28 protein-coding genes and 1 other RNA gene are annotated in these 25,354 nt (G+C 67.6%); 17 read left to right on the top strand and 12 right to left on the bottom strand.

From position 1 onward, the window contains the following. Positions 1-1,746 (bottom strand): autotransporter assembly complex protein TamA, encoded by a 1,746-nt coding sequence (locus SB764_RS15180; RefSeq protein WP_221224629.1) that lies wholly within the window; start codon positions 1,744-1,746, stop codon positions 1-3. A 595-nt stretch (positions 1,747-2,341) separates the two neighbouring features. Between SB764_RS15180 and SB764_RS15175 the strand changes: the two genes are divergently transcribed. From SB764_RS15175 to panD, 4 genes are all read left to right on the top strand, one after another. Beyond that, entirely contained in the window at positions 2,342-2,527 is a 186-nt protein-coding gene (locus SB764_RS15175; RefSeq protein ID WP_065057339.1) for a DUF3460 family protein, read from the top strand. Further along, a complete protein-coding gene (locus SB764_RS15170) occupies positions 2,527-3,471 on the top strand; it encodes a segregation and condensation protein A (RefSeq protein WP_258365486.1) in 945 nt (314 codons plus the stop codon). The genes SB764_RS15175 and SB764_RS15170 overlap by 1 nt, the downstream gene beginning before the upstream one ends. 299 nt (positions 3,472-3,770) lie before the next feature. Further along, positions 3,771-4,604, top strand: coding sequence for a pantoate--beta-alanine ligase (panC, locus tag SB764_RS15165; RefSeq protein WP_065057338.1), 834 nt, complete (start codon positions 3,771-3,773; stop codon positions 4,602-4,604). An 89-nt stretch (positions 4,605-4,693) separates the two neighbouring features. Further along, a complete protein-coding gene (panD, locus tag SB764_RS15160; protein WP_069265442.1) occupies positions 4,694-5,080 on the top strand; it encodes an aspartate 1-decarboxylase in 387 nt (128 codons plus the stop codon). Between the two features lie 170 nt (positions 5,081-5,250). Here panD and SB764_RS15155 read toward each other — a convergent pair whose 3' ends face one another. Then, complete coding sequence (locus SB764_RS15155) at positions 5,251-5,877, bottom strand: ParA family protein (RefSeq protein WP_065057336.1); 627 nt, start codon at positions 5,875-5,877, stop codon at positions 5,251-5,253. 415 nt (positions 5,878-6,292) lie between these two features. Between SB764_RS15155 and SB764_RS15150 the strand changes: the two genes are divergently transcribed. Continuing rightward, positions 6,293-6,712 (top strand): PaaI family thioesterase, encoded by a 420-nt coding sequence (locus SB764_RS15150; RefSeq protein ID WP_065057335.1) that lies wholly within the window; start codon positions 6,293-6,295, stop codon positions 6,710-6,712. 25 nt (positions 6,713-6,737) lie between these two features. Here SB764_RS15150 and SB764_RS15145 read toward each other — a convergent pair whose 3' ends face one another. Next, positions 6,738-8,267, bottom strand: coding sequence for a cobyric acid synthase (locus SB764_RS15145; RefSeq protein WP_410864063.1), 1,530 nt, complete (start codon positions 8,265-8,267; stop codon positions 6,738-6,740). A gap of 240 nt (positions 8,268-8,507) precedes the next feature. On the opposite strand from SB764_RS15145, the gene cobU reads away from it, so the two are divergent. Genes cobU through SB764_RS15125 form a run of 4 tightly spaced genes read left to right on the top strand, consistent with a single transcriptional unit; the run spans position 8,508 to position 11,989 of the window. Continuing rightward, entirely contained in the window at positions 8,508-9,068 is a 561-nt protein-coding gene (cobU, locus tag SB764_RS15140) for a bifunctional adenosylcobinamide kinase/adenosylcobinamide-phosphate guanylyltransferase (RefSeq protein WP_110327638.1), read from the top strand. Further along, positions 9,065-10,006: a CobD/CbiB family cobalamin biosynthesis protein gene (locus SB764_RS15135; protein ID WP_074984697.1), complete on the top strand. Its 942-nt coding sequence runs from the start codon at positions 9,065-9,067 to the stop codon at positions 10,004-10,006. The genes cobU and SB764_RS15135 overlap by 4 nt, the downstream gene beginning before the upstream one ends. Next, positions 9,999-11,072: a threonine-phosphate decarboxylase CobD gene (gene cobD, locus SB764_RS15130; RefSeq protein WP_410863963.1), complete on the top strand. Its 1,074-nt coding sequence runs from the start codon at positions 9,999-10,001 to the stop codon at positions 11,070-11,072. The genes SB764_RS15135 and cobD overlap by 8 nt, the downstream gene beginning before the upstream one ends. Next, a complete protein-coding gene (locus tag SB764_RS15125; protein ID WP_410863961.1) occupies positions 11,072-11,989 on the top strand; it encodes a cobalamin-binding protein in 918 nt (305 codons plus the stop codon). The genes cobD and SB764_RS15125 overlap by 1 nt, the downstream gene beginning before the upstream one ends. Before the next feature lie 35 nt (positions 11,990-12,024). On the opposite strand, the gene cobC is transcribed toward SB764_RS15125, so the two are convergent. The 5 genes from cobC to SB764_RS15100 all read right to left on the bottom strand — a co-directional run bounded on the left by cobC (position 12,025) and on the right by SB764_RS15100 (position 16,447). Next, positions 12,025-12,624: an alpha-ribazole phosphatase gene (gene cobC, locus SB764_RS15120; RefSeq protein WP_410863959.1), complete on the bottom strand. Its 600-nt coding sequence runs from the start codon at positions 12,622-12,624 to the stop codon at positions 12,025-12,027. Beyond that, complete coding sequence (locus SB764_RS15115) at positions 12,609-13,376, bottom strand: adenosylcobinamide-GDP ribazoletransferase (protein WP_183715268.1); 768 nt, start codon at positions 13,374-13,376, stop codon at positions 12,609-12,611. The genes cobC and SB764_RS15115 overlap by 16 nt, the downstream gene beginning before the upstream one ends. 7 nt (positions 13,377-13,383) lie before the next feature. Continuing rightward, positions 13,384-14,481, bottom strand: coding sequence for a nicotinate-nucleotide--dimethylbenzimidazole phosphoribosyltransferase (cobT, locus tag SB764_RS15110; RefSeq protein ID WP_074984690.1), 1,098 nt, complete (start codon positions 14,479-14,481; stop codon positions 13,384-13,386). A 92-nt stretch (positions 14,482-14,573) separates the two neighbouring features. Next, complete coding sequence (locus SB764_RS15105) at positions 14,574-15,422, bottom strand: ABC transporter ATP-binding protein (protein WP_410863957.1); 849 nt, start codon at positions 15,420-15,422, stop codon at positions 14,574-14,576. After that, positions 15,419-16,447 carry a FecCD family ABC transporter permease gene (locus SB764_RS15100; RefSeq protein WP_410864061.1) on the bottom strand — a complete coding sequence of 343 codons (1,029 nt, stop codon included), beginning with the start codon at positions 16,445-16,447 and terminating at the stop codon, positions 15,419-15,421. Before SB764_RS15100 ends, SB764_RS15105 begins: the two co-directional genes overlap by 4 nt. Before the next feature lie 586 nt (positions 16,448-17,033). Here SB764_RS15100 and SB764_RS15095 point away from each other — a divergent pair. From SB764_RS15095 to SB764_RS15075, 5 genes are all read left to right on the top strand, one after another. Then, the gene (locus SB764_RS15095; RefSeq protein ID WP_074984688.1) at positions 17,034-17,384 is read left to right on the top strand and encodes an ATPase; all 351 of its coding nucleotides are present in this window, start codon (positions 17,034-17,036) and stop codon (positions 17,382-17,384) included. Next, entirely contained in the window at positions 17,381-17,695 is a 315-nt protein-coding gene (locus tag SB764_RS15090) for a cell division protein ZapA (RefSeq protein ID WP_065057327.1), read from the top strand. Before SB764_RS15095 ends, SB764_RS15090 begins: the two co-directional genes overlap by 4 nt. A 114-nt stretch (positions 17,696-17,809) precedes the next feature. After that, positions 17,810-17,990: non-coding RNA, 6S RNA (gene ssrS / locus SB764_RS15085), on the top strand. A 68-nt stretch (positions 17,991-18,058) separates the two neighbouring features. Beyond that, positions 18,059-18,517: an EVE domain-containing protein gene (locus SB764_RS15080; protein WP_074984686.1), complete on the top strand. Its 459-nt coding sequence runs from the start codon at positions 18,059-18,061 to the stop codon at positions 18,515-18,517. Between the two features lie 258 nt (positions 18,518-18,775). Then, complete coding sequence (locus SB764_RS15075; RefSeq protein WP_074984685.1) at positions 18,776-19,504, top strand: SIMPL domain-containing protein; 729 nt, start codon at positions 18,776-18,778, stop codon at positions 19,502-19,504. A gap of 105 nt (positions 19,505-19,609) precedes the next feature. Here the strand turns inward: SB764_RS15075 and lgt are convergent, their stop codons facing one another. Beyond that, positions 19,610-20,542, bottom strand: a complete 933-nt coding sequence (gene lgt, locus SB764_RS15070) for a prolipoprotein diacylglyceryl transferase (protein WP_410863954.1) — start codon at positions 20,540-20,542, stop codon at positions 19,610-19,612. Between lgt and SB764_RS15065 the strand changes: the two genes are divergently transcribed. Beyond that, positions 20,535-20,717, top strand: coding sequence for a hypothetical protein (locus SB764_RS15065; RefSeq protein ID WP_124261103.1), 183 nt, complete (start codon positions 20,535-20,537; stop codon positions 20,715-20,717). The genes lgt and SB764_RS15065 overlap by 8 nt on opposite strands. Before the next feature lie 33 nt (positions 20,718-20,750). Here SB764_RS15065 and SB764_RS15060 read toward each other — a convergent pair whose 3' ends face one another. Further along, complete coding sequence (locus SB764_RS15060) at positions 20,751-21,728, bottom strand: LysR family transcriptional regulator (protein WP_410863952.1); 978 nt, start codon at positions 21,726-21,728, stop codon at positions 20,751-20,753. 138 nt (positions 21,729-21,866) lie between these two features. On the opposite strand from SB764_RS15060, the gene ilvD reads away from it, so the two are divergent. Together ilvD and SB764_RS15050 are read left to right on the top strand one after the other, a co-directional pair. Next, positions 21,867-23,540: a dihydroxy-acid dehydratase gene (gene ilvD, locus SB764_RS15055; protein WP_065057324.1), complete on the top strand. Its 1,674-nt coding sequence runs from the start codon at positions 21,867-21,869 to the stop codon at positions 23,538-23,540. 179 nt (positions 23,541-23,719) lie between these two features. Continuing rightward, positions 23,720-24,079: a c-type cytochrome gene (locus SB764_RS15050; RefSeq protein WP_065057323.1), complete on the top strand. Its 360-nt coding sequence runs from the start codon at positions 23,720-23,722 to the stop codon at positions 24,077-24,079. A gap of 116 nt (positions 24,080-24,195) precedes the next feature. On the opposite strand, the gene SB764_RS15045 is transcribed toward SB764_RS15050, so the two are convergent. Both SB764_RS15045 and SB764_RS15040 read right to left on the bottom strand, forming a co-directional pair. Then, the gene (locus SB764_RS15045; protein ID WP_410863950.1) at positions 24,196-24,858 is read right to left on the bottom strand and encodes a DUF2486 family protein; all 663 of its coding nucleotides are present in this window, start codon (positions 24,856-24,858) and stop codon (positions 24,196-24,198) included. Positions 24,859-24,899: 41 nt separating this feature from the next. Then, positions 24,900-25,316 (bottom strand): DNA polymerase III subunit chi, encoded by a 417-nt coding sequence (locus SB764_RS15040; RefSeq protein WP_065057321.1) that lies wholly within the window; start codon positions 25,314-25,316, stop codon positions 24,900-24,902. Positions 25,317-25,354 lie beyond the last annotated feature (38 nt).

Below are 25,354 nucleotides of genomic sequence, written 5' to 3'. Positions count from 1 at the left end.
TCAGAAGGCGATCCCCAGCGTCAGATACGGCCGCACGCGGCGTTCGCGGAAGCCATAAGCGAGGTCGAGATTGACCGGGCCGACGGGGCTGCGCCAGCGTGCGCCGAGACCCGCGCCCGGATAGAACACTTTCTCGCCCCAGGTATCGGTCGCGGTGCCGACGTCGAAGAACGCCGCGCCGCCCCAGTCGTGCGTGAACCAGTGCTGATACTCCGCCGAAGCGGTCACGAGATATTTGGCCGGCAAGATCGAGCCGTCGACATCGTTACCGATGCTCTGGAAGCCGTAACCGCGCACCGAGTTCGAGCCGCCCGCGCGGAACAGCAGCGACGCGGGCACATCCTGCGAACTGCTCGACGTGAACACGCCGCCCAGCTCCGCGCGGAACAGCATGAGGTCGCTATGGCCGATCGGCAGGTATTGCTGGCCGCGCATGTAGCCGCGGAAGAAGGTGGCGTCGGCGAGCGCGCCCTTCACGGCGAAGCCCGCCTCCACGCGAATCAGGTTGCCCGAGCGCGGAAACAGCGGGTCGTCGACGTTGCGGCGCGTCCACGACCATTGCGGCACCAGCGCGCGGCTCGTGGTCGGCGGCCCGGCGTTCTGGTCGAGCCGGTCCTGGTAGTAGAGCAGCGAATACGCGTAGTCGATGTTCTGCGAGGTGCGCGTGCGCTGCACGCCCGCGCGCAGGCTGTAGATCCGCGTGTCGGACACATCCGTCGTGGTGTAGGACGCGAGCGCGCTATTGGTCCACGCGCGCGGCCCCGGCGGCATCGACAAGGTCACCTGCCCGTACTGCTGGATCTGGTCCAGACGCCCCTGCACCTGGAACGGCCAGGCCTTGCCGAAGGTATCGAGATACGAATACGAGCCCTGCACGTGCGCGCCCGTATCAGTCGAATAACCCACGCCGCCACGGAAATTGTTGTACGGATACTCGCTCACCTTCACGTGCAGCGGCGTGTTGAGCGGCTTTTGCGTGTTGTCGTCGACGTCGATGGCGACGCTCGCGTAGTACGGCGTGTTCTGGAGCTGACGCTGTAGCTCGGTTACGCGGTTGACGTCGTAGATCTCGCCGGGCGACAGCGGATTCACGTCGGTCACGATCTTTTCCGGATAGCGGCGCGGTCCGGACACGTCGAGCGCGCCCATCGTGAAGGTCGGGCCGCTGTCGAACGTGACGGCCAGTTGCGCGTCGTGCTTGAGCGGATCGACGCGCGCTTCCGAACGCGCGATCTTCGCGCCCAGATAGCGCCGCGCCTGCAAGGCCCGCAGCGACGCGTTCTTGGCGTCGTCCCAGCCGGACTGCGTGAAGGCGTCGCCCGTGTGCAGCGAGAAGGCGAAGCGCGTGGCGTTTTCCTGCGCCTTGTCCTCGGTCAGCACGGGGCCGCGAAACGTGAGCGTGACCGCCGAAATCGTCGTGCGCGGCCCCGGATCGACGCTCACCGTCACATGGCGGCGGCCGTTTTCGTCGCTGCCGACGTCGGTGCGCACGACCGGCGTGAAATAGCCGTCGGTGGACGCGAGATCGCGCACCTGCTGCGGCGTGGCCGTGACGAGGAATTCGAACTGATCTTCGCTGATGTCGGCGCGCGTGGCGAAGCGGGCGATGTCGAGGTGCGCTTCGAGCAGCTTGCGCAGTTCGCGCGGCGAGGCGTCGACCTTGACGTCGTAATAGGTGCGCGCGCGCGACCAGGGCAGCAGGCTCGCCAGATCCGCGTGCGCGGGCGTGGCGGTCAGCGCGCTCAGCGCCGTGCCGAGAGCAAAGCACGCCGCGACGCGGCGAGCAAAGTGATGGGGTCGATTGACGGAAAAACTCGCGAAGATTTTTGCGATAGCGTGGCCGGAAGCGTGGGTCGAGTGGCGTGTGGCGAGCGGTTTGTCACGCTGTGCGCGCTCTGCCACACGGCGGGCGGCGTGCCACGGCCGCGCCGCCCATACGGGACGCCGCCATGCGCGCAATGCTTCGATCAGCCATCCCGCCAAACAGGACCTCCAGACGTTATTTCGTTCACTTCGGTTCGCTTCGCTGCGGTTCGCTGCGGTTCGCTTCGCATCGGTTCGCTACGGTTTGCTTTCGTGCGGCTCGCGCCGCCGCGCGGACTGCGCGCAGACCCAAACGCGCTATTTCACCACATCAGCGCTCCAAAACCCCAGGACGAGGCGCAAAGTGGACCGCAAGCCACGCGGACGGCCAATGCCGCCCTTCCTGCGCAGACGCATCGCGTGCCTTCGACGCGCCGCCCGCCCGGATGTTCCGCGCCCGCCGCTTGCGGTAAAATTGCCGCCGACACGAACATCGGCGGCTGTCAGAAACAGCTGCCTCACTCGACGGACGTCAGCCATGTATCAGTCGGACATCACCCAGTTCCTGACCCAACTCAAGCAGCAGAAGCCGCAGCTCGAAGAGCAGCAGCGCAAGGGCCGCTCGCTCCTGTGGGACAAGCAGCCGATCGACCTCGACGAACGCGAGCGCCAGCAGGCGTCGCGCGTCAAGCAGACGCCCTACGTCTACTACCAGAACTTCTGATGGCTGAAGCCGACGGGGCCGAAGGCGCCAAGGAGGCCTTGACGCCTCCACCCGGCGCCGAGGCGGCGCATTCCGCGGCGCACGCGGCCGGCCATCCGGCCGCGCCGGCGAATCCGCAAGCGCTGGCCGCCCCCGCCACCGACTCGACGCCCGACACGATCGACGGCGTCGCGTTCGCTCGCCTGTACGGCGAGCCGCTTTTCAAGCTGCCGCAGGATCTCTATATCCCGCCCGATGCGCTCGAGGTGTTCCTCGAAACGTTCGAAGGTCCGCTCGACCTGCTGCTCTACCTGATCCGCAAGCAGAACTTCAACGTTCTCGACATTCCGATGGCGGAGGTCACCGTGCAGTATCTCGGCTACGTCGAGCAACTGCGCAAGACCAATCTGGAACTGGCGGCGGAGTATCTGCTGATGGCGGCGATGCTGATTGAGATCAAGTCGCGCATGCTGCTGCCGGTCAAGAAGGCCGACACCGGCGAGGAAGCCGAAGATCCGCGCGCCGAACTCGTGCGCCGCCTGCTGGAATACGAGCAGATGAAGCTCGCCGCGCAGCGCATCGACAAGCTGCCGCAACTCGGCCGCGACTTCATGCGCGCCGAGGTCTATATCGAGCAGAGCATCACGCCGCGCTTCCCGGACGTGGACGCCGTCGACCTGCGCGCCGCGTGGGCCGACGTCATCAAGCGCGCGAAGCTCGTGCAGCACCACAAGATCTCGCGCGAGGAACTGTCGGTGCGCGAGCATATGAGCACGATCCTGCGCAAGCTCCAGGGCGCGCGCTTCATGGAATTCTCGGAACTGTTCGACGTCACGCGCGGCGTGCCGGTCGTGGTCGTGAACTTCATCGCCATGCTCGAACTGTCGCGCGAATCGCTGATCGAAATCACCCAGCCCGAGCCGTTTGCGCCCATCTACGTGCGCCTCGCCTATCTGCCGGTTTAACCCGGTTTAAGTCGCGCCAAATTCCGCTCAAGCAGCCAAAATCACGCCTCGCCACGCACCTTCCCGGTGCGCGCGAAGCGGCTGCGCGCGCCTGCGACGTTCCGTCCCCATCAATATTTCACGCCGCCGGGCCAGGATAATCCCGTAGCCGAAGGCGCTGCGCGGCCCGGTCAAATCCTCTACAATCGCCCGCGCCTGCTCCTGACAGGGGTTGGCACGCCATCCGGCCGGCTCGCCCGCGCGAGCGCCGGTTGCCGCAACCTACGTCTTGCCCCGCGCGAGGCATAACGCATCCGATCATGAAAGTCATCAGCTCGATTCAGGAACTGCGCGACCAGCTGCGCGGCCAAAACCGCACCGCGTTCGTGCCGACCATGGGCAACCTCCACGAAGGCCACCTCTCGCTGATGCGCCTCGCGCGCCAGCATGGCGATCCGGTCGTGGCGAGCATCTTCGTCAATCGTCTGCAGTTCGGTCCGAACGAGGATTTCGACAAATACCCGCGCACGCTGCAAGACGACATCGAGAAGCTGCAGAAGGAAAACGTGTACGTGCTGTTCGCGCCCACCGAGGCCGACATGTACCCGCAACCGCAGGAATACCGCGTGCATCCGCCGCATAACCTCGGCGATATTCTCGAAGGCGAATTCCGCCCCGGTTTCTTCGAGGGCGTCTGCACGGTCGTGATGAAGCTGATGTCGTGCGTGCAGCCGCGCGTGGCCGTGTTCGGCAAGAAGGATTACCAGCAGCTGATGATCGTGCGCGCGATGTGCCAGCAGTTCTCGCTGCCGACCGAAGTAATCGCCGCCGAAACCGTGCGCGACGACGACGGCCTCGCGCTCAGCTCGCGCAACCGCTATCTCACGCAGCCGGAACGCGCCGAGGCGCCGCAACTGGCGGCCGTGCTGCGCGCGATTCGCGAGTCGGTGCTCGCGGGCCGCCACGATTATCCGCAACTCGAACTGGACGCCATGGCCACGCTGGCCGCGCGCGGCTGGAAGCCCGACTACATCTCGATCCGCAAGCGTGCGAACCTGCTGCCGCCCGCACCGGGCGAGACCGGCGCGCCGCTCGTCGTGGTGGCCGCCGCAAAACTCGGCGCGACGCGCCTGATCGACAACCTGGAAATCTGAGCGCCACGCCGCTCGGACATCCGCTCCGGTTCCAACCCATCGAATGCCGTGCGGCGGGCCGCCTGCCCGTCCGCCTGAGGAGACGCACCATGCAACGCCACATGCTCAAGTCGAAGATCCACCGCGTCGCGGTCACGCACTGCGAACTGCACTACGAAGGTTCGTGCGCGATCGACGAGAATCTGCTCGAAGCCGCGAACATCGTCGAAAACGAGCGCATCGACATCTGGAACATCAACAACGGCGAGCGCTTCACGACCTACGCGATCAAGGGCGAACGCGGCAGCGGCATGATTTCGCTAAACGGTTCGGCCGCGCGCCGCGCGCAACTGGGCGACCTTGTGATCATCGCGGCCTTCGCGAACGTCGAAGAAGAAGAACTCAAGGCGGGCTGGAAGCCGGACCTCGTGTTCGTCGACGAAAACAACCGCATCAAGGGCAGCCGCGACCACGTGCCGACCCAGGCCTGGAGCTGAACGGCGGCGGATTGTGATCCGCTTCCGGGCGATGGCTGGCTAGCTGACTGAGTGACTCACTAACAGATTGGCTGGCTTTGCTACGGCAAACGGCGCGCGTTCTGCGCGCCGTTTGCATTTCCGGCGGCGCGTGCGGATCGGCGCGCGGGTGCGCTTATGCGCTTATGCGCTCACTTCGCGTTGAGCCAGCTGATGATCGGCTGCCACTGGTCCAGATCCTTCTCCACGCGGCTTTTCGCGACGTCCCAGAGCGTGAGCCCGTGCGCGGCGAGTTGCACGTAGTTTTGCGTGTCGCGCAGATAGCCGAGCACCGGCAAGTCGAGCCCTTCGACGAAACGCTGCAACTGCTCCGCCGAGCGCGTGCGCGCATCGACGCGCATGCCCACCACGCCCACCTGAATCGCGCCCTTGCGCACCGCCTTTTCCTTCGACAGCCGGTCGAGGAAGTCTTTCGTGGCGAGAATGTCGAACATGGACGGCTGCAGCGGCACGATCACCTTGTCCGCCAGTTCGATCACCGTGGCGAGCCGGTTGCCGTGCAGACCCGCGGGCGTGTCGATGACGGCGTGCTCGAGGCCCTTGGGCGGCTTCTGTGGATGGTCCAGATCGACCGGCCAGCTCTCGATGGCGGGCAGCGTCGCGGGCCGCAGGTCGAGCCACGCATGCGACGACTGCTGCCGGTCGAGGTCGGCGAGCGCGACCCACTCGCCTTGCGCCGCGAAATAGCCGGCCAGATTGGTGGACAGCGTGCTTTTGCCGACGCCGCCCTTGGGGTTCGCCACCACGATCACCGTCATGAATGCTCCCGTCAGGAAGGCTGGCACACGGGCCAGCCGGTTTGCCGATTCTGCTGCTTGTGCGTGTTGATACGTGCCTATACGTGCCGATATGAGCGTGCGCGTGCTCGTACCGACAGTGCGCATCCCGCGGACTTCGGCACGCTTGCGGGCCGCCGCCAGGCGCCCCACGGTCGCGCCGCGTGGCCTGGAGCCGTCTGCAAAGCTGGCCGCGCAGCAGCGCAACCGTCCGATAATATCGGCAAATGCCGTGGCGCCGAAGCCCCCGACGGCGTCAGGGTGGCGCAGCATCGAGCCTCAAACCGGCTTTCCGTGCGCATCCGGACCGCATGAAAACCGTTGCGGCGCCCCGCCTGGCCGGGCTCCGGCCTTGCCTCGACTTCACTTCCCCCCCCATCCAAGGAGACATGCCCCCATGAGCACGCTGCGCCCCGAGATCACCCTCGCCTCCCTGCACGAGCGCCAGCAAGGCCGGCTGCCCGACCTGCTCGGATTTCGCGCGGTGGCGCTCGAGCAAGGCATCCTGCGCGCCGAGCTCGATATCCGCAGCAATCTGCTTGCGCCCAACGGCTTCCTGCACGCCGCCACCGTGATTGGTCTCGCCGATACGGCCTGCGGCTACGGTTGCTACGCGCATCTGCCGCCTACGGCGAAGAACTTCACGACCGTCGAACTCAAGAGCAACTTCGTCGGCACCGCGCGCGAAGGCACGCTGAGCGTGGTCGCGACGGGTGTGCATCTGGGCCGCAGCACGCAGATCTGGGACGCCACCGTGACCGGCCCGGACGGCAGGACCACCGCGCTGTTCCGCTGCACGCAGATGGTGTTGTACTGACTGATGCTGACCGACGCGCCCTCGTTCAGCGCATCGCGCCGTACAGGCGGTCGAGGTCGAGGCTTGCGGCCAGCGTGTCGGCAAGCCGCTCCAGCGACGCCTCGCGCAGCGCCGGGTAATCCACGCTCTGCGCCGCGTCGAGCCCGGCCCAGCGCAGCAGCGCGGCGCACGCCTCGGGCGTGTCGAACAGGCCGTGCACATAGGTCGCGAGAATCTGGCCGTCCGCCGATTGCGCGCCGTCCAGGCGCGGTTCGCGCTGCGCCTCCGGCGTTTCTTGCACCTCTTGCGCCTCTTGCGCCTCGCCCTCGATCGAGTCGATCCGCAGCGCCGGTTGCGCCAGCGCCGCGCCGCGCGTCACGCCCATGTGAATCTCGTAGCCGCGCACGGGTGCACCGGCTTGCGCGCCACCCTCGCCCAGCCCCAAGGCAAGCCGCCCCGTCACATTGCGCAGCGCCTTCTCGCGCGTAAGTTCCGTTTCGTAGTCGAGCCAGCCGAAACCCGCCGTCGCGCCGGGCTCGCCTTCCACGCCATGCGGATCGGCGATCGCGCGCCCGAGCATCTGCATGCCACCGCAAATCCCGATCACGCGGCCGCCATAGCGCAGATGCCGCGCGAGCGCGCTTTCCCACCCCTGCGCGCGCAGCCACGCGAGGTCGTCGCGGACGTTTTTGGAACCCGGCAGTATCACCAGATCGGCGGCCGGCGGCGCTTCGTTCGTGCGCACGTAACTGAATTCGACCTGCGGATGCGCGCGCAGCGCGTCGAAGTCGGTGTGATTGCTGATGTGCGGCAGCGCGGGCACGACCACACGCAGCGTCTGCCCGCCCGCCTGCGCGTGGGTATGGGCAGCGCCCGGCAGCATGTCCTCGGCGTCGAGCTTGAGGCCGTGCAGATACGGCACCACGCCGAGCACGGGCTTGCCCGTCTGCGCCTCGAGCCAGTTCAGGCCGGGCTTGAGCAACCCCGGATCGCCGCGAAACCGGTTGATGATGAAACCCTGCACGCGCGCCCGCTCGCTCTCCGACAGACACGCGAGCGTGCCGATCAGATGCGCGAACACGCCGCCGCGGTCGATGTCGGCGACCAGCACGACCGGGCAATCGACGGCTTCGGCAAAGCCCATGTTGGCGATGTCGTTGGCGCGCAGATTGATTTCCGCCGGGCTGCCCGCGCCCTCGACGAACACCGTGTCGTAGCCCGCGCGCAGTCGCCCATACGATTCGAGCACGGCCACGCGCGCCAGCGGCTTGTAGTCCTGATACGCGCGCGCGTTCAGATTCATGCGCGCCTTGCCGTGGATGATGACCTGCGAGCCCAGATCGCTGTTCGGCTTGAGCAGGACGGGATTGAGGTCGGTGTGCGGGGCGATGCCCGCGGCGACCGCCTGCAAGGCTTGAGCGCGGCCGATCTCGCCGCCGTCGGCGGTCACCGCGCTGTTGAGCGCCATGTTCTGCGGCTTGAACGGCGCGACCCGCACGCCCGCGCGGCGCGCGAGGCGGCACAGGCCGGCGACGAGCGTGCTCTTGCCGGCGTCGGAGGTCGTGCCCTGGATCATGAGCGTGCCCCTCGGCACGGCGGGCACGGCGGGCACGACAGGCACGACAGGCACGGCGGACTCGGCGGATTTCGAAGCGGACATGGTCGATACGGAGTGCGGTTGCGGCGCAAGGCCGATAAAACGAATGCGCATTATCCCATCGCCTGCGCAACGGCCCGGCTGGCCGAACGGCCGATCCGCCATTCGGCCAGCCCCGTCCACGCCGGAAGTCGCGCGCCCAAACGCTACAATCACGCGATGAATTCGCGCGACCTCACCTTCATCGTCGGCGGCGCGCGCTCGGGCAAGAGCGCGCACGCCGAACGCCTCGCGGCCGACAGCGGCCTGCCGGTCACCTACATCGCCACGGCGGCCACGCCAACGGGCGCGCACGCCGACGCCGAATTCGCCGCGCGCATCGCGCATCACCAGGCGCGCCGCCCCGCGCACTGGGGCTTCGCCGCCGCGCCGCTGGCCCTCGCCCAAGCGCTGGACGCGCATGCCGCGCCCGGCCACTGCGTGCTGATCGACTGCCTCACGCTCTGGCTCGCGAATCTGCTCTGCCCGCCCGGCTCCGACGCGCCGCGCGCCGACTGGCAAGCGCGCCTCGACGCGTTCGCCGCCGCCTGCGAGCGCGCGCAAGGCACGGTGCTGGTGGTCAGCAACGAGATCGGCATGGGCGTGGTGCCGATGGGCGCGGCCACGCGCCTCTACGTCGACGAACTGGGCCGCCTGAACCAACGCATCGCCGCGCTCGCCGACCGCGCGACACTCGTCGCCGCCGGCCTGCCGCTCGTGCTCAAGGCGCCGCGAGCATGACGATGTTGAGCCTGCCCGTCACCGCCGCCCTCGCCGTCGCCGGTGTCGCCGTCGACCGCTGGTTCGGCGAACCGCGCCGCGCGCATCCGCTGATCGCCTTCGGCAACTACGCCCAACGCCTCGAAAAACGCTTCAACACGGGCCGGCGCGGACGTCCGCTCGGACTCGTCGCGTGGCTCGCCGCTGTCGCGCCGCCGGTGCTGATCGCCCTGCTGCTGTGCGCGCTGCTGCCCTGGCCGCTCGCCTGGGCGCTGCACGTCGCGCTGCTGTGGTTCGCGCTCGGCGCGCGCAGCCTCGAAGAACACATCGCGCCCATCGCCCGCGCGCTCGCGCAGCGCGATCTGGCCGCCGCGCGCGAACTGACGGCGCGCATCGTCTCGCGCGACACCGCCCAAGCCGACGCCACCGCGCTCTCGCGCGCGGCCTGCGAATCGGCGCTCGAAAACGGCAACGACGCGATCTTCGGCGCGCTGTTCTGGTTCGCGCTCGCGGGCGGACCGGGCGCGCTGGCGTTCCGGCTCGCCAACACGCTCGACGCGATGTGGGGTTACCGCACGCCGCGTTTCCTGCGCTTCGGCTGGGCCGCCGCGCGCATCGACGACGTGCTGAACTTCGCGCCCGCGCGCCTCACCGCGCTGAGTTACGCGCTGCTCGGCGACACGCGCGTCGCGCTGCGCTGCTGGCGCGAACAGGCGCCGCGCTGGGACAGCCCGAACGCCGGTCCGGTGATGGCGGCGGGCGCGGGCAGCCTGAACGTGCTGCTCGGCGGCGCGGCCGTCTATCACGGCGCGATCGAGGAGCGTCCGGCGCTCGGCGCGGGTTCGCCGCCGCGCGCGCAGGATGTCGACGCCGCCTTGCGCCTCGTCGAGCGCACGACGCTGCTGTGGCTCGCGGTGATCGTCGCGCTGGCTTTCGTGAACGTGGCGACCCATGTCTGAACCAACGATGACTTCGGCAACAACCGACACCGTAGCGCGCACGATCGCGCACGGCGGCAATCTGCACGAGGCGGCGCGCCGCTACGGCATCGCATGGGAAACGTGGATCGATCTCTCGACGGGCATCAATCCGCATGGCTATCCGGTGCCGCCCGTGCCCGCTTCGGCGTGGCGGCGCTTGCCCGAGGATGGCGACGGTCTCGCCGACTGCGCCGCGCGTTACTACGGCGCGCCCGACGCCGCGCACGTGCTGCCGGTCGCGGGCAGCCAGGCCGCGATCCGCGCGCTGCCCGCGCTGCTGCCTGCCCTGTCGCCGCGCGCGCGCGTGGCCATCGCGCCGCTCACGTATGGCGAGTACGCGCCCGCCTTCGCGCAGGCCGGTCACACAGTCGTGCCGCTCGACGTCACGCACGCCGATCTCCCCGCCGACGCGACGCACGCCGTCGTCGTGAATCCGAACAATCCCACCGCCGCATTGATCGACCGCGACACGCTGCTGCGCTGGCACGCGCAACTCGCCGCGCGCGGCGGCACGCTGATCGTCGACGAAACCTTCGCGGATGCGTTCGCCGACACGTCCGCGCGCTCGCTTGCGAACGCCACCGATCGCGCGGGCCTCGTGGTGCTGCGCTCGCCGGGCAAGTTCTTCGGTCTCGCGGGCGCGCGCTGCGGTTTCGCGCTCGCGCAGCCCGCGCTGCTCGCGGCCTTGCGCGAACGGCTGGGCGCGTGGACGGTGAACGGCCCCGCGCGTCACGCCGTCATGCACGCTTTCGCCGATACCGCGTGGCAACACGCGATGCGCGAGCAACTCGCGCGCGAGGGCGCACGGCTCGCCGCCCTGCTGCGCGCGCACGGTTTCGCGCCGCGCGCCACGCCGCTGTTCGCGTGGATCGACGACGCGCGCGCCGCGCCATTGCAGGACGCGCTCGCCCGCCATGCGGTGTGGACGCGCCGCTTCGACGCACCCGCGAGCCTGCGCTTCGGCCTGCCCGCATCGGAGGAAGAATGGCAGCGCTTCGAGATCGCGCTGAGTCACGCGATGGCCACGCTGGAGGCGTCGCGCTGATGCGCCGCTTCGCCGCCTTCATCGCGTACGCCGCGTGCGTCGCGTGTTCAATCGGCACGGCACACGCCGGCGTCAGCGCCACCGACGACGCCGGCAACACCGTCACGCTCGACGCGCCCGCGCAGCGCGTGATCAGCCTCGCGCCGCACGCCACCGAATTAATCTACGCAGCGGGCGGCGGGGCGAAACTCGTCGGCACCGTGAGCTATAGCGATTACCCGCCGGCCGCGCTGAAGGTTCCGCGCATCGGCGACAATCGCGCGCTCGACCTCGAACGCATCGCCGCGCTCAAGCCCGACCTGATCGTGGTCTGGCGGCACGGCAACGCGCAGCAGCAGATCGATCGCCTGCGCGACCTGCATATCCCGCTGTTCTTCAGCGAGCCGCATCGTCTCGACGACGTGGCCACATCGCTGACACGGCTCGGCACGCTGTTCGGCACCGACACCGCCGCGCGGGCCGCCGCCGACGCCTATCGCCGCGACATCGCGCAACTGCGCACGCGCTACGCGCAGCGCGCGCCCGTGCGCGTGTTCTATGAAGTCTGGGATCAGCCGCTCATGACGATCAACGGCGAGCAGATCATCAGCGATGCCATCACGCTCTGTGGCGGCCGCAATGTGTTCGCCGCGCTTCGCCCGCCCGTCCCGACGCTCTCGACCGAAGCCGTGCTCGCCGCGAATCCCGAGGCGATCGTGACCGCCTCGCCGGGCGCGACCGCGCCGGACCGGCCCTTGCCCGCGCTCGACCGCTGGCGCGCGTGGCCGCAACTCGCGGCCGTCGCGCAGGGCAACCTGTTCGCCATCGACGGCGATCTGCTCTCGCGCGCGGGTCCGCGTCTCGCGCAAGGCGCGGAGCAGCTTTGCAGGGATCTCGATCAGGCGCGCGTGCGTGACGCGACCGGCAAGACAAATTGATTCGCCATCCGAATCAATTCAAAACAACGAATCGATCAGGCGTTCCAGCGCGCCAGTTGCCACTCGCCGCTGTGCAGGTCGCGGCGTAGCCACACGATCGCGGCCATCTCCAGCGGCCAGTTCGAACAACGCGCAAGCGTCAGCCCTAGCGCACGCGCCGTAATCGCGCGGATCACGCCCGCATGCGCGACGGTCCACAGGCACGCGCGCGGCGCCAGTCCCAGCGCATCGAGGCCTTCGAACCACGCCGTCACGCGCGCGTCGAACTGCGCGACGCTCTCGCCGCCATGCGCGCGTGCATGCTCGAAATCGGCGGCCCAGGCGTCGAGCTGCGCGCGCTCGATCGCGTCCCAGCGCTGCATTTCCCACGCGCCGAAATCCATCTCCGCGAGACGCGCATCGTGTTGCGGCACAAGCGTTTCATGCTGTTGCGCGAGCGCTTCCGCGATCCCCGCACAACGCGACAGCGGACTCGATGCGATGCGATGCGGCGCGCGCACGCCGAGCGCCGCAAGCCGCGCGGCAATCGCCGCCGCGCCCGCTTCGACGGACGCGGCGAGCGGTACTTCGGTGCTGCCGTAGCAAACACCCGGCTCGACCGCGACGGCCGGATGGCGGATCAGTACGAGATCCATGCGAGCCCCACGAGATAGATCGCCAGCTCGAACACCTGCTGCGCGAAGCCGAGACAATCGCCCGTGTAGCCGCCGATGCGCCGCACGAAATAGCGGCCGAGCGCATGGCGCAGCGCGATCAGCACGACAAACGTGACGATCGCCGCGCGCCAGTCTGGCCACGCGGGCCACAGCAGCCACGGCAGCCCGAACAGCAGCGCGCAGCCGAGCGCGGCCGCGCCCATGCGCTGCGCGACCGGCTTGGCCTTGCCCTCGGGCCGGACATACTCGAGCGTGACGAGATAGCTGATCGCGAACGCACGGCTCGCCGCGTGGCCCGCGATCATCAGCGTGGCCGCGCGCAGCGGCGGCAGCGCCGCGAGCGTCTGCCACTTGATGAGCAGCGCAAGCACCGCGCCAATCGCGCCGAACGCGCCGATCCGCGAGTCGTGCATGATGCGCAGCACGTCCTCGCGCGTGTAGCCGCCGCCGAACGCATCGAGACAATCGGCGAGACCGTCTTCGTGGAAGGCGCCGGTGGCGAGCAGCGTCGCCGCCATCGACAACAGCACCGCCACGCCGGGCGGAAACACGCGCAGCGCCGCCAGATAGACGAGCGCCGCGAGCGCCCCGATCAACGCGCCGACGAGCGGAAAATAACGCGCCGCCGCATTGAGCCACTGCGGCTCGAAGCCGACCCAGCGCGGCACCGGCACGCGCGTGAAATAACCGAGCGCCGTGAAGAAGTAACGCAGTTCCGCGAGCGGATTCATCGCGGGATCAGTGGCCTGCGCCGGGCGTATTGGCGCTGTGATCGGCGCTGTGATCGGCGCGGTCGTCCACGCCCGCCGACTCGAAGCTCGCCATCTCGTTGAGGAAGGCCACGGCCGCACGCAGCAGCGGCACCGCGAGCGCCGCGCCCGTGCCTTCGCCGAGGCGCAGATCGAGCGCGAGCAGTTCGCGTCCGCCGAAATGATCGAGCATGCGGCGATGGCCCGCTTCGTTCGACGCGTGCGCGAACACGCAGTAATCGCGCACGTTCGGCGCGAGCGAATCGGCCACCAGCAGCGCCGAGGTCGCGATGAAGCCATCGACGAGAATCGCCATGCGCTGACGCGCCGCTTCGAGAAACGCGCCCGTCATCATCGCGATTTCGAAGCCGCCGAACGTGGCGAGCACGTCGAGCGGCTCGCGCACCTGAGCGTGCTTCGCGAGCGCCGCCGCCAGCACGTTGCGCTTCTTCGCGAGACCGGCGTTGTCGAGTCCGGTGCCGCGCCCGACGCATTCGTCGATGGGCACGTTGCACAGACGGCTCATCAGACACGCCGCCGCCGACGTGTTCGCGATGCCCATCTCGCCGAAGCCGATCACGTTGGTACCGAGCGCCGCATGATGACGCACGCGCGCCGCGCCCGCCGCGAGCGCGCGCACCGCTTCGTCGCGCGTCATCGCCGGTTCGTGCGCGAAATTGCGCGTGCCGCGTGCGATCGGCACGCTGACGAGTTGCGCCGATTCGGGCAACGGCGCGGCCACGCCCGCATCGACGATTTCGAGTTCGAGCCCGCTCACGCCGCTGAACGCGTTGATCGCCGCGCCGCCTGCGAGGAAGTTCGCGACCATCTGCACCGTGACCGCTTGCGGATACGGGCTCACGCCTTCGTGCGCGATGCCGTGATCGCCCGCGAACACGATCATCGCGGGACGCGTCACGCGCGGCTGCGTGCTCCGCTGGATCATGCCGAGCTGGCGCGCGAGCGTTTCGAGGCGGCCGAGGCTGCCCGGCGGCTTGGTCTTGGTATCGATCAGATGTTGCAGCGTGTCGCGCAGCGAGACGTCGAGCGGTTCGATGGTCAGCAGATCGGAAAGCGTCGTGGTCATAGGTCGTTCGTTAGCGTTCGAAGCGCGCGGCGCGTGGGTGTTTGTCGCCGCGCGCGAATCATTTGTGATGGGCGAAATCAGGTCAATGCGGATCAGCCGGGCGCGTGCGTGGAGCCGAGCGCCGGCACGAGCGCTTCGTGCGGGCCGTCGCGGATCAGCACCAGCGCGTGGCCGAAGGCGTCGCTCGCGCGCTCCGCCGTCAAGACGTCGCGCACGGGGCCGGCGTAATAGCCGCCGCGTCCGTCGAGCAGGAGCGCGTGGGTCGCGAATCGGCGCGCGAGATTGAGATCGTGGCACGAGAGCACGACGGCGCGCGGGTCGTCTGCTGTCCCGGCGCGAACCCATTGCGTGAGCGCATCGAGACACGCAATCTGATGATGCAGATCGAGATGCGCGAGCGGTTCGTCGAGCAGCAGCAGCGGCGCGTCCTGGCACAGCACCGCCGCGAGCGCGACGCGCTGACGCTCGCCGCCCGAGAGCGAGAGCACGTCGCGCCCGACGAAGGCTTCGAGGCCGAGCGTGGCCAGCGCTGCGTACGCGGCAGCGCGATCGTCTTCGCTTTCCCAGCCCCAGCCCGCGAGATGCGGATAGCGGTTGAGCAGCACGGTGTCGAGCACGCTCGCGCTGAACGCGTCGCGCACGTCTTGCGGCATCAGCGCGCGACGTTGCGCGAGTCGCACGGGCGGCCAGTCGCGCAGTGTCACGCCGTCGACTTCGACATGGCCCGACGCGGCGTCGCGCAAACCGGCGAGCGCGGAAATCAAGGTGGTTTTGCCCGCGCCGTTCGCGCCCGCGAGGCACCAGATTTCGCCCGCGCCAATGTCGAGCGTGAGGTGTTCGACGAGCGTGCGCGAACCCGCGCGTAAGGTGAGCGCGCGCGTGGCGAGTAATGACGATGCACCCGGCGATGCACTCGACGGCGTGATCGGCAAGGCGCTCATCGCGTGCGCCTCCGCAGCAGCATCCACAGGAACACGGGCACGCCCGCGAGCGCCGTCACCACGCCGACCGGCAATTGCGTCGGCGCGGCCACGGTGCGCGCGACGAGATCGGCGCCCATCACGGCGAGGCCGCCCGCAAGCGCGGCGGCGGGCACGAGCATGCGCTGGTCGTTGCCGAACGCGAGCCGCAGCATATGCGGCACGACGAGCCCGACGAAGCCGATGGTGCCGCCCGTCGTCACCGCGGCGGCGGCGGCAAGCGACGCGGCAAGATACACGCCCACGCGCAGACGCCGCACCGGCACGCCGAGCGCTTGCGCCGCGGCGTCGCCGCGCAGCAGCACATTCAGACGCGGCGCGGCATGCACGGCGAACGCGAGCACCACCGCGAGCGCCGCGAACGCGGGCCACGGCGCGGCGATGCCGTTGAGATCACCGGTCAGCCAGAACAGCATGCCGCGCAGACGCGCGTCGGGCGCGAGCGTCAGCAGCAAGGTGATCAGCGCGCCCCATCCGGCCGCCGTGACCGCGCCCGTGAGCAGCAGACGCGGCGCGCTGTCCTGCGGCTCGCCGCGCCACAACTCGCGGCGAGCAAGACCGAGCACGAGCAGGATCGACACGAACGCGCCCGCGCAGGCGCTCGCCTGCACGGCCCACGTCGCGAGACCCGCGATCATCGCGCACAACGCAAAGGCCGCCGCGCCGCCCGACACGCCGAGCACATAAGGTTCCGCGAGCGGATTGCGCAACAGCACCTGCAGCAGCGCGCCCGCGAGCGCGAGCAACGCACCGCACGCGAAGCCGCCGAGCGCGCGCGGCATGCGCAACGTGCGGACGATTTCTGTGGTCATGTCGTCGGCCGCCGCGTTCGCGACAGCGGTATGAAGCGACGTCGAAGGCATGAGCGCATGCAGTGCCTGCGCGAACGACACCGGCACGCTGCCGATCAGCACCGACGCCGCGAACACCGCGACCGCCGCAAGCGCGAGCCCGCACCAGATCGCCGCTGCGCGGCGCGCGTGCATGCCGCGCAGCGGCGGCGCAACACGAACGCCCGGCGCGTGCGTCGAGCGTTCGCGCGCGTGGCGCGGTTCATCGGGACTGACGGTTTGCATGCTGGGTTCGGCGTGGCTCGGACGTGGCTGGAGTGTGGCTGCGCTCGCGTGCGTATCGATCGTTGCACGTCGCAAATTTGAGATGTCGAGATGTTATAACGCGCGCGGCGCGTTTGGCCGCCGATTCCCCATCGCATATGCAGTTCTCGCGGCAGTTCGAGCGCCTGCACTTCGCGCCCTCTTTCGCGTGACGCGCTGCACGAAGCAACTGACTGCCGCGAACCGCAACATAAAACGACGCGCAAAAAAAGTACTGGGAGCGTACGAATCAAGCGTCAAGAAAGCGCGATTATTGCCGTAAACGTGGCGATCGAGCGTGAGCGCGCATCGGACAACGCCCGGCAAAATATGTTCCCGCAGCACGACGCGCAACACGCCAACCGTTAAAAACCGCAAGATGCAGGCACGAAGCAGGGCTGTTACGTCTGGAAACGACGCAATTATCGGAATACGCCGCAATCCGCGCTAGAATGCCTGTCTTTAGAGGACGCAGCACATGCTCAACGAACTCGAAACACTCTCACAAAACATCGGGCGGCTGATCGAGATCAATCAGCGCCATCACGAAGCACGCGTGGCGCTCGAAGAGCAACTCGCACAACTTCAAGCGCAATGCGAAGCCACGCGCACGGAACTCGAGCAGGTGCGCGAAGAGCGTAACGCGCTGCAGGCCGAACGCGATGGGCTGTCGGCGAAGATCGACGACGCACAGGTGCGCCTGAACGCGATCCTCGAAAAGCTGCCGCGCGCACGCGCCGGCGCCGATCGCGACAATCAGCTCGACCTGCTCGAACCGCAGCAAAGCGCCGACGACGACAACGCCGCTCGCCACGGAGAAAATGCATGACGACCAAGCAGATCGAAGCGACCATTCTCGGCCAGAGCTATCGCCTCGCCTGTTCGCCTGAAACCGAAGGCGCGCTGCTCGAAGCAGTGGCACGCGTGGACGCGGAAATGTCGAAGATCCGCAATCACAGCAACGTGCGCGGCCAGGATCGCATCGCCGTCATGGCGGCGCTCTCGCTCGCCTCGGAACTGCTGCGTTTGCAGACCAGCGTGCGTCACGGAGAAGCATTCCCAGCCGAAGAAATCCGTCGTACAATGCGCCAAATGAATGATCAGCTTGGCGCAGTGATCCAGCAATATGGCGTGCAATAAAAACGCCGCTGCATAATGCGCTAAAATGGATTCATCGAAACGTAGGAAGTGAATACGTTTCTAAACAGGTTTAAGCAGCTGTGGTTGTCATCAACGGCAGTTGCAATCAGTTCAGCTTCCCTGCCTGGTTCGCCAAGGTCATATATTCCTTGAACCAATGCCATGTGCACGGTTGCGGAAATTTGTAGCACGGGTGTGCGCGTCACTTGTCTGATGTACCCGAAGTGCTGCTAACTGCGACCAATTCTGAACCTCAGGTTCAGGATGCCGGCCTAGCGGCTAAGGCGGGGACCTATTCGAACGGCATCGGACACGCGTCCGATGCCGTTTTCCTTTTGTGCTCTCCAAATCGATCTTCACGTCATGCGCTACTGGCTGATGAAGTCCGAACCCGACGAAGCGAGCATCGACGACCTCGCCAACGCGCCGCAGCACTCGCTGCCCTGGACCGGCGTGCGCAACTATCAGGCGCGCAATTTCATGCGCGACACCATGCAGATCGGCGACGGCGTGCTCTTCTATCATTCGAGCTGTCCCGAACCCGGCATCGCGGGGCTCGCGCAAGTGTCCTCCACCGCGTATCCCGATCCCACACAGTTCGATCCGAAAAGCCCTTACTACGACGCGAAATCCACGCAGGAAACGCCGCGCTGGATGCTCGTCGACGTCGTGTTCAAGAAGAAGTGCGCGCTGATTCCGCTCGCCACGCTGCGCGAGCACGACGAGCTTGCCGAGATGCGCGTGCTCGCCAAGGGCAATCGCCTTTCGATCACGCCGGTCACGCGCGCCGAGTGGGAGTTCATCACGAAGCGGCTGATGTAGCCTGTTTCAGGCGCTCGATCTTCAAAGTGTGCAAAACCGCCAGCGTGCGGGAACCCCGCGCGCGGCGCATCGCCTAACGAACACGCCGGCCGCCACGCAGCAGACCGTGCCTTCGTACAGGCAGCCGACACGCGTGCGCGAAGTTCAGCACAATCATGCGCTCGTGCCGGTACGCGTCAGTCCAGGCAGTCGCGCGATGTGCAGCGCTGCCACGTGCTGCAACGACCCGCCGGCGCATTCGTTCTGCAAGGAGCCACAATGAAGAAAAGAACCGCCGTCACGCTCGCCGCCGCCCTTTCCGCTGCGATTCCGCTCGCCTTGACGCTCGCGCCCAGCGCCGCCTTCGCGCAGAGCGATGCGCGCTATCAGCCCTCGGGCGTGCTCTCGCTGTCGGCCCAGGCGAGCGCCGAGGTGCCGCAGGACGTCGTCACGATCACGTTGTTCTACGAGCAGGAAGCGAGCGATCCCGCGTCGCTGACCAGCACGCTCAATCAGCGCGCCGACTCCGCGCTGCAAAAAGCCAAGGGCGTCAACGGCGTGACCGCGCGCTCGGGCCAGTTCTCGATCTACCCGTCCACCGACCGCGACGGCCGCATCTCCGCCTGGCGCGGCCGCACCGAGGTCGTGCTCGAATCGCGCAACTTCGCCGCCGCGTCGAAACTCGCGGGCGATATCTCGTCGGTCATGCAGGTCGGCAACGTGGCGTTCTCGCTCTCGCCCGAAGCGCAGCGCGCCGCCGAACAGAAGCTGTCGAGCGAAGCGATCGCGTCGTTCCGCGATCAGGCGTCCGCGAATGCGCGCGCGTTCGGCTATAGCGGCTACGCGATCCGCGACGTCAACGTGGGTCACTCCGGCGTGCCGCCGCGTCCGATGATGATGATGAGCGCGCGCGCCGCCAGCGCCGACGCGAAGATGGCACCCATGCCGCTCGAAGGCGGCACCTCCACCGTGACGGTCAACGTCTCGGGCTCGGTGCAGATGAAGTAACGCGACAGCGCCTGCGAAAGCACGTTTTAACGCGCTGCCAAACAAAAAAGCCACGGCAAACACCGTGGCTTTTTTCATGGGACTTCAGCGTGGGCGCTGTGCGTTTCAGCTTTTCGCGGCAGCCGTCTGCTGCGTGCCGTTCGCACCGCTGTCACCGTTGGCCCGCTTCGCGCGGCGATACGCCCAGATCATCAGCAGCACGCCCACGATGATCATCGGCAGCGACAGCCATTGGCCCATCGACAGACCGAGCGCGAGCAGGCCGAGGAAGTCGTCGGGTTCGCGCGCGAATTCCACCGTGAAGCGCGCGAGGCCATAGCCGATCAGGAACATCGCCGAAATCGCGCCGACGGGGCGCTGCTTGCGCGAGAACAGGATCAGCACGAAGAACAGCGCGATGCCTTCGAGCGCGATCTCGTACAGCTCGGACGGATGGCGCGGCAGCAGATGATATTGCGCGAACACTTCGTTCAGATGCCACTTCGCGGCCAGCGCGGGATGCGTTTGCAGCCACGCGGCGTCGTCGTTCGCGGCGCCCGGGAACATCATCGCCCAGGGCGAATCCGGCGAGGTCACGCGGCCCCACAGTTCGCCGTTGATGAAGTTGCCGAGACGCCCGGCGGCGAGACCCGTCGGCACCATCGGCGCGACGAAGTCGGTGACCTGCAGCCACGTGCGGCCGCGTTGCCACGCGAACAGGATCATCGCGAAGGTCACGCCGAGGAAACCGCCGTGGAAGGACATGCCGCCTTCCCACACCTTGAAGATGTCGAGCGGATGCGCGAAATACCAGCTCGCCTTGTAGAACAGCACGTAGCCGAGACGCCCGCCGAGGATCGTGCCGAGCACGCCGTAGAACAGCATGTCGTCGATGTCCTTGGCGGTCCAGCCCTGCGCGGCCACATACGGCAGACGCAGGCGCAGACGGCCGATCACGATCGCGAGAATAAAGCCGACGAGATACATGAGGCCGTACCAGCGCACGGCGAGCGGCCCCAGATGGATGGCGACGGGGTCGAAATTCGGATGGATGAGCATCGTGAAGTGGATTCTTGTCGGCGGTGAGCTTGAAAGCGGGTTGCAAGATACGCCACGCGGGTTGCACGTTACGCGGCGCCGAGGGGTGACATTATCGCCGACGCCGGGGCGCGCGAGCCAAAATGCACATTTCTCGCTGATCGTGCTGATCCGCGATTTTAAGGGACAGAGATGAAGGCGCCGTGCACACGCGTCGGCCGCCGGGACTTCACGCGTGCGGCTGCGCATTCACCGTGGCCGCGTGCGCGTGCGCGCGCACGATCTCGATGAACGCCGCCAGCACCGGGCTCACCTCCTGCACGCGCCAGACGAGGCCGGTTTCGATCGTCGGCACGGCCTGCGCGAGCGGCCGGTAGACCACGCCCGTGCGCCGCAGATGCCGCAGCGACTGCGGCACCAGCGCCACGCCCATGCCCGCCGAGACGAGGCTCACGATCGTCTGCATCTGGATCGCTTCCTGGCCCACGCGCGGCGCGAGACCGGCCGCGCCGTAGCAGTCCATGATCGTGTCGTGAAAACCGGGGGCCAGATGGCGCGGAAACACGACGAGCGGCACGTCGGCGAGATCGCGCAGGTTCACGGGCGTGGCGCACCAGCCGTCGTCGGCGTCGGCTTCGGCTTCCGCGCCGCCGAGTTGCGCCGAGAGCGCCGCCGGCATCGCGATCACCAGCGGCTCGCGCGCGACCGGCAGATACGCGAGCTGCGCCGCGTGGCGCGGCGGCACGGGCGCGACCACGAGGCCCGCGTCGATGCGCCCCGCCACCAGTTCGTCCACCTGCACGTCGCTGGTCGCTTCGGCCAGTTGCAACCGCACGCGCGGATAGCGCGCGCCGAAGTCGCGCAGCAAAAGCGGCAGCAGGCCGTAATCGGCTGTCGAGACAAAAGCCAGCGCCAGCACGCCCGCCTCGCCGCGCGCGAGACTCTGCGCGAGCGGGCGCAAGGCGTCCGCCGAAGCCAGAATGCGCCGCACCTCCGGCAGCAGATCGGCACCCACGGCCGTCAGCTCGACCGAGCGGCGCGTGCGCGCGAACAGCTCCACGCCAAGCGCCTCCTCCAGCGCGCGGATCGCCTGCGAGAGCGGCGGCTGCGTCATCGACAGGCGCGCGGCGGCGCGGCCGAAATGCTGCTCCTCCGCCACCGCCACGAAGTAGCGCAACTGGCGTAGATCGGGACTCGCGAGACTCATCGTGACCACTCCATTGATATGTTTTTCGACTCAATAAGCCACGAATAATATATTGGACATTGCGCTCGCGACACACCATCCTGACACGCACGTCCCCTCATCCCCACAACAATCGAAATCGAGACACGGAGCGTCCCCATGGCATACAACCGTCGTTCGAAGCACATCACGCAAGGCGTCGCGCGCTCGCCGAACCGTTCGATGTTTTACGCGCTCGGCTACGAGAAGGCCGACTTCGACAAGCCGATGATCGGCGTCGCCAACGGCCATTCGACCATCACGCCTTGCAACGCGGGCCTGCAACGGCTCGCCGACGCCGCCGTGGGCGCGCTCAAGGACGCCGACGCCAACGCCCAGACTTTCGGCACGCCGACCATTTCCGACGGCATGTCGATGGGCACCGAAGGCATGAAGTACTCGCTCGTCTCGCGCGAAGTGATCGCCGACTGCATCGAGACCTGCGTCCAGGGCCAGTGGATGGACGGCGTGGTCGTGATCGGCGGCTGCGACAAGAACATGCCCGGCGGCATGATCGCGCTCGCGCGCATCAATGTGCCGGGCATCTACGTGTACGGCGGCACGATCCGGCCGGGCCACTGGAAGGGCAAGGACCTGACGATCGTCTCGGCGTTCGAGGCCGTCGGCGAATTCACGGCGGGCCGCATGAGCGAGGAGGATTTCGAGGGCGTCGAACAGAACGCGTGTCCGTCGACCGGCTCGTGCGGCGGCATGTACACGGCCAACACCATGAGTTCGTCGTTCGAGGCGCTCGGCATGTCGCTGCTCTATTCGTCGACGATGGCGAATCCCGATCAGGAGAAGGTGGATTCGGCGGCGGAGTCGGCGCGCGTGCTCGTCGAAGCGGTCAAGAAAGACCTCAAGCCGCGCGACATCATCACGAAGGCATCGATCGAAAACGCCGTGGCGCTGATCATGGCGACGGGCGGCTCGACCAATGCCGTGCTGCACTATCTGGCCATCGCGCACGCCGCCGAAATCGACTGGACCATCGACGACTTCGAGCGCATGCGCAAGAAGGTGCCGGTCATCTGCGACCTCAAGCCCTCGGGCCAGTATGTGGCCACCGACCTGCACGCGGCGGGCGGCATTCCGCAGGTGCTCAAGCTGCTGCTCGACGCGGGTCTGCTCAACGGCGACTGCATGACCATCACGGGCCGCACGATCGCGGAAGAACTCAAGGACGTGCCGTCGCAACCGCGCGCCGACCAGAAGGTGATTTATCCGATCGACCAGGCGCTCTACAAGGAAGGCCACCTCGCGATTCTCAAGGGCAATCTCGCGACCGAGGGCGCGGTCGCCAAGATCACGGGGCTGAAGAATCCGGTGATCACCGGCCCGGCGCGCGTGTTCGACGACGAGCAGAGCGCGATGGACGCGATCCTCGCCGACAAGATCCAGGCCGGCGACGTGGTCGTGCTGCGCTACCTCGGGCCGAAGGGCGGACCCGGCATGCCGGAGATGCTCGCGCCGACGTCGGCGATCATCGGCAAGGGGCTCGGCGAAACGGTCGGGCTCATCACCGACGGTCGCTTCTCGGGCGGCACGTGGGGCATGGTGGTCGGGCACGTCGCGCCCGAGGCGTTCGAGGGCGGCACGATCGCGCTCGTGCAGGAAGGCGATTCGATCACCATCGATGCGCACCGGCTGTTGCTGCAACTGAACATCGACGACGCCGAACTCGCGCGCCGCCGCGCCACGTGGAAGCAACCCGCGCCGCGTTATACGCGCGGCGTGCTCGCGAAGTTCGCGGCGCTCGCGCGGCCCGCGAACAAGGGCGCCGTGACGGGCTGAGGGCGCGCCGGCAGGCATCGCGGCGAACTGGGCCAAACGCAATCCACGCAGCAATCCACACAGCAATGCGCGCGCGATAACACAGGCGGCAACCCGGCAAAGGGCGCACGGAAAATCCGCGCGCCCTTTGCTCTTATAATGCGTCGACACAGCCGGCGCCTACGCTGGCGGAGACCAGCATGAAACAGAAGTCGCAAGCGAAGAACAAGACAGCGACGCTCGCCGCCGCGCTCACGTTTCTCCTCGCCGCGTCGCACGTACAGGCACAAGCGCAGGTGCAGAACGCGCCCGGCGGACTCGCCCTCGCCCAGCAGCAGAACTGCATGAGCTGTCATTCGGTCACGCGCACCTTCATGGGTCCCGCACTGCGCGACGTCGCCGCGAAGTACGCCGGCAAGCCGGACGCGCAGAACTATCTCGCCCACAAGATCGCGGAAGGCAGCAGCGGCGTCTGGGGCGTCGTGCCCATGCCCGCCAACACGCAACTGAGCCCCGGCCAGGCGGCCACGCTCGCCGGCTGGATTCTCACGCTCAAGTGATGCGCTAACGCGCGCGTGGCAAACCCGCGCGCTATCGATACGCGTGCAGCGCGCACCGGTCGTGACGCGCCGCAGAGAAAGCATTCAAGAATTCAGAAAACACGAACGCGCGCCGCTCAGGCTTTGTGCAAACCGCTGTGTGCGGCGCGCGCGGCAAGCTCCTCGCGCACCGCGGCCTTCACCCAGCCCTTCAGTTCCGTTTCGAGCGCGAGACCGATCTCGCGCGACACCTGCCCGACGATCCAGTGTGCGTGCTCCTGCATCGCGGCACTGCAACGCGCCTCGATCACACCGCGCCCTTCGCCGGTGAGCCAACTCAGCGCGCGTCCCCGCAGACGCTCGACGAGCGCGTCGGCGTCATGGGCGAAGAGGCCTTCGGGTTCGTAAGCGGTGGATTGCGCGGGTGTTTGAACCGGAGTCTGCGCTTCGGCATGCGCCGACAACCGCGGCTCCGGCACGGCGTTCGCGGCTGCGAGCGCGGCTGCCGCACTGGCGGGCGTCATCTGCACCAGCGGCTCGAAGCGATCGACCAGTTCTGGCAGATCGTCGTGATCGATGTGATCGAGCGGATCGAGACGGCTGCCTTGACCGGCATCGCCGCTCAATTCCGCGTGCTCGCCATGACCGGCTTCACCCGCTTGAACGTGAACGGCCGCAGCCTCGCCCTGCGGCGCTTCGGCGCGCTCGAACGGCGAACGCGCACGCAGCAGGTTGCCGTTGACCAGCACCTCGTCCAGCATGGGAATCGGCGCCTCGTCGACGTCGTGGAGATCGGGCATGATCGCCTCCTTCGAAAGTCGGTCAAGCAAGGCGAGGCGCGTCAACTGCCCTGCTTGTAGTTGTTCAGCGCATAGCCGCGATCGCGATAGAAGCGGTAGCGCTCGCGCCCGGACGCGAGTTCCTCGGGCGCATCGCCGATCACTTCGAGCAGGCGCTCGAAACGGGCGAACTGCGGCGGCACTTCGGCGCCGAGATTGAGCAGCACGCGATGATGCGGCGCGCGCTCGAGGTCCGTGGCCAGCACGATGGGCGTCTCGGCCGCGTGCGCGCTGTCGGCCATGCAATGCGGCACGAAGTCGAGCGGCGAGAACGTCCACAACATCTCGTCGAAAGCGCGCAGGCGCCCAGGCTCGGCCAGCACGACCGCCTGCTGGCCCGCCTGATACGCCTTGCGCACGAGACGGCATGCGTACAGCAGCGAGTCGCCGACATTCGTATGAAAGTCGATGCGCGTCATGCCCAACCCGCCGCTATTTTCATGCCTGCCCCGCTTTC

It is taken from the genome of Paraburkholderia sp. SIMBA_027, assembly GCF_046535315.1.
In the GTDB taxonomy this organism is placed as follows: Bacteria; Pseudomonadota; Gammaproteobacteria; order Burkholderiales; family Burkholderiaceae; genus Paraburkholderia; species Paraburkholderia tropica.
This window is presented reverse-complemented; position numbering and strand designations above follow the sequence as displayed.

Bases quoted from the DNA above. Each gene is read 5' to 3' on its own strand.
- SB764_RS15125 (WP_410863961.1), top strand. From the start codon at position 11,072: ATGCGCCGCTTCGCCGCCTTCATCGCGTACGCCGCGTGCGTCGCGTGT.
- SB764_RS15115 (WP_183715268.1), bottom strand. From the start codon at position 13,376: ATGAATCCGCTCGCGGAACTGCGTTACTTCTTCACGGCGCTCGGTTAT.
- SB764_RS15155 (WP_065057336.1), bottom strand. From the start codon at position 5,877: ATGACGGTGATCGTGGTGGCGAACCCCAAGGGCGGCGTCGGCAAAAGC.
- SB764_RS15105 (WP_410863957.1), bottom strand. From the start codon at position 15,422: ATGAGCGCCTTGCCGATCACGCCGTCGAGTGCATCGCCGGGTGCATCG.
- SB764_RS15075 (WP_074984685.1), top strand. From the start codon at position 18,776: ATGAAGAAAAGAACCGCCGTCACGCTCGCCGCCGCCCTTTCCGCTGCG.
- SB764_RS15050 (WP_065057323.1), top strand. From the start codon at position 23,720: ATGAAACAGAAGTCGCAAGCGAAGAACAAGACAGCGACGCTCGCCGCC.
- SB764_RS15045 (WP_410863950.1), bottom strand. From the start codon at position 24,858: ATGCCCGATCTCCACGACGTCGACGAGGCGCCGATTCCCATGCTGGAC.
- panC (WP_065057338.1), top strand. From the start codon at position 3,771: ATGAAAGTCATCAGCTCGATTCAGGAACTGCGCGACCAGCTGCGCGGC.
- SB764_RS15100 (WP_410864061.1), bottom strand. From the start codon at position 16,447: ATGCACGCGCGCCGCGCAGCGGCGATCTGGTGCGGGCTCGCGCTTGCG.
- cobC (WP_410863959.1), bottom strand. From the start codon at position 12,624: ATGGATCTCGTACTGATCCGCCATCCGGCCGTCGCGGTCGAGCCGGGT.
- lgt (WP_410863954.1), bottom strand. From the start codon at position 20,542: ATGCTCATCCATCCGAATTTCGACCCCGTCGCCATCCATCTGGGGCCG.
- SB764_RS15150 (WP_065057335.1), top strand. From the start codon at position 6,293: ATGAGCACGCTGCGCCCCGAGATCACCCTCGCCTCCCTGCACGAGCGC.
- SB764_RS15175 (WP_065057339.1), top strand. From the start codon at position 2,342: ATGTATCAGTCGGACATCACCCAGTTCCTGACCCAACTCAAGCAGCAG.
- SB764_RS15040 (WP_065057321.1), bottom strand. From the start codon at position 25,316: ATGACGCGCATCGACTTTCATACGAATGTCGGCGACTCGCTGCTGTAC.
- SB764_RS15060 (WP_410863952.1), bottom strand. From the start codon at position 21,728: ATGAGTCTCGCGAGTCCCGATCTACGCCAGTTGCGCTACTTCGTGGCG.
- ilvD (WP_065057324.1), top strand. From the start codon at position 21,867: ATGGCATACAACCGTCGTTCGAAGCACATCACGCAAGGCGTCGCGCGC.
- SB764_RS15080 (WP_074984686.1), top strand. From the start codon at position 18,059: ATGCGCTACTGGCTGATGAAGTCCGAACCCGACGAAGCGAGCATCGAC.
- SB764_RS15095 (WP_074984688.1), top strand. From the start codon at position 17,034: ATGCTCAACGAACTCGAAACACTCTCACAAAACATCGGGCGGCTGATC.
- SB764_RS15065 (WP_124261103.1), top strand. From the start codon at position 20,535: ATGAGCATCGTGAAGTGGATTCTTGTCGGCGGTGAGCTTGAAAGCGGG.
- SB764_RS15170 (WP_258365486.1), top strand. From the start codon at position 2,527: ATGGCTGAAGCCGACGGGGCCGAAGGCGCCAAGGAGGCCTTGACGCCT.
- cobT (WP_074984690.1), bottom strand. From the start codon at position 14,481: ATGACCACGACGCTTTCCGATCTGCTGACCATCGAACCGCTCGACGTC.
- cobU (WP_110327638.1), top strand. From the start codon at position 8,508: ATGAATTCGCGCGACCTCACCTTCATCGTCGGCGGCGCGCGCTCGGGC.
- panD (WP_069265442.1), top strand. From the start codon at position 4,694: ATGCAACGCCACATGCTCAAGTCGAAGATCCACCGCGTCGCGGTCACG.
- SB764_RS15145 (WP_410864063.1), bottom strand. From the start codon at position 8,267: ATGATCCAGGGCACGACCTCCGACGCCGGCAAGAGCACGCTCGTCGCC.
- SB764_RS15135 (WP_074984697.1), top strand. From the start codon at position 9,065: ATGACGATGTTGAGCCTGCCCGTCACCGCCGCCCTCGCCGTCGCCGGT.
- SB764_RS15090 (WP_065057327.1), top strand. From the start codon at position 17,381: ATGACGACCAAGCAGATCGAAGCGACCATTCTCGGCCAGAGCTATCGC.
- cobD (WP_410863963.1), top strand. From the start codon at position 9,999: ATGTCTGAACCAACGATGACTTCGGCAACAACCGACACCGTAGCGCGC.